Source organism: Endozoicomonas sp. SESOKO3 (assembly GCF_024606255.1).
On record NZ_JAHHPR010000393.1, the window covers coordinates 1 to 1,776 of the forward strand.

Below are 1,776 nucleotides of genomic sequence, written 5' to 3' on the forward strand. Positions count from 1 at the left end.
AAGAAAGCCATCTCGATGGATGAATAACATAACCATGCATATCTCAATCCGTCCTTAATAAAAAAACGAATATGAGCATAGACTAAAATTTTGCACTGCCCGCCAACAGAATTCATAGAGAGAGGCAAGTCCCATACTACTCGATCATATGACGAGCTCGTCCGGGATCAGAGGTCAGTTCATGATGCGTTCAAATCGCATCGTCAGAATCAGCAGAGTAAACGTCTTCTGACTTCTAAGTCAGTGATGATTGCACTGAATGTATTAATTCGACAATACTGTGCGCAGTCAAAAGGACTTATCAGTGGCAAAGCCGCCAAGAAAAGGATCAGGATTAATCGAATGTTCGATATTGATCGTTGATGGTAGAGGATCTTCGATGTCCTGAATAGACATTTGAGGGCTCAGAAAAAAGTGTAAAGATAAATGAGCATTGCGCCGTCTTTTACCGAGCGCCTGCATAATGGCTGTAAGTACGTTCATTAAATTATCCTGATTAACATGCACTGGCAGCCGCCCAATTAGCAGGTGCATATCCGTAGACTCTGTATGACCGTTCATAGCAGGGTCCGGAATAATAGCTCCAAGCAATATCGGCTTAACTGTGGCGGCGGCAGCCTTGTTGCCCTCATCGGCCACTACCATTCGAGTAATGATCAGCTGTATCATATTTCCTTCCTGAATAGCCTGAAAAACTGAAGTAAGATCCATCATCAGTTGGGAATTCTGAAACTCAGCACTGAGCAGGAGAGTCATTCCCATATCTGACAGGTTCGGCCATTGAGAGGGGTCTATTCTCGCAGTTCTCTTATGAGTAAGGGCTGTTGCCTTTTTGTGGATTGGCATCTTTTTTATCTGCAGGGCTCCTGCATTAAGCTGTGCCTGATGCAGTTCTTGCAACCTCTCCAACTGACTGTGAGCCCCCTTCTTCATCTGTTTTTGAAAGCGACGCATAAAAAATTTCAGGGACTTATGCAGGTTTTGAGGATCCCGCCTCTCCATTTTCTTTTGACAGTGATGCTCCCCGTCCAAACTAACATCCAATTCATTCACATCCATGTCTTCAGCAATCTCGGTCATATTCAGAGCAAGTATCTTGGCAACTGCCCTTGCATATGCATTGCCGTCTTCCCGCTCAAAAGCATCCAAAGTCTCGTCACTAACTTGAATTCGAGCCTTCAACGAACCTTCATTTTCATCCTTCGTTAACCAGATCCCATAGGGTGACGGATCTAACTTGGGGGGAACAGGTATCTCATCGTTCGTTGCTCCGGTGGCGTCCTTTTCGGCTGCAGAGTTTTTCAAACCTTCATTAGCGGGGGATGACGGACTGGAAGCCAGAGAAGTAAGCTTCTCGCAATCACAGGCTTGGCACAACATTTGCGGATCCTTACCGGGCTCATTCTCTTTACCGCAATTCTTACAGGGGCTAGCTGACACTTTTAGGCTAAACAACAAAATAAATAAGAAAAACCATCTCGCCAGATGAATAAAATAATGCCGCATATCTCAATCCGCCCTTAATCAAAAGCGAATATGAGCATAGACTAAAATCTTTCCCTGCCAGCCAGAATATGTCTCAACGAAAGGCAAGACCCGCCCGGCCCGATGATATGTCGGGGCCATGAAGGATCAGGGTTCATTCCATGATGCGGTTCAATCGCAACATCAGAACCAGCAGTCTGGCCGTTTAAAACTTTTCAACCTGAAGCGCTGATTTGAGGACGGATTGAGATATGCATGGTTATGTTATTCATCCATCGAGATGGCTTTCTT

Annotated in this window: 1 protein-coding gene; it reads right to left on the bottom strand. The window is 45.1% G+C overall.

The features are described from left to right. Positions 1-288 precede the first annotated feature (288 nt). Positions 289-1,506 carry a hypothetical protein gene (locus tag KDK18_RS06780; protein ID WP_257254116.1) on the bottom strand — a complete coding sequence of 406 codons (1,218 nt, stop codon included), beginning with the start codon at positions 1,504-1,506 and terminating at the stop codon, positions 289-291. Between the last annotated feature and the right edge of the window lie 270 nt (positions 1,507-1,776).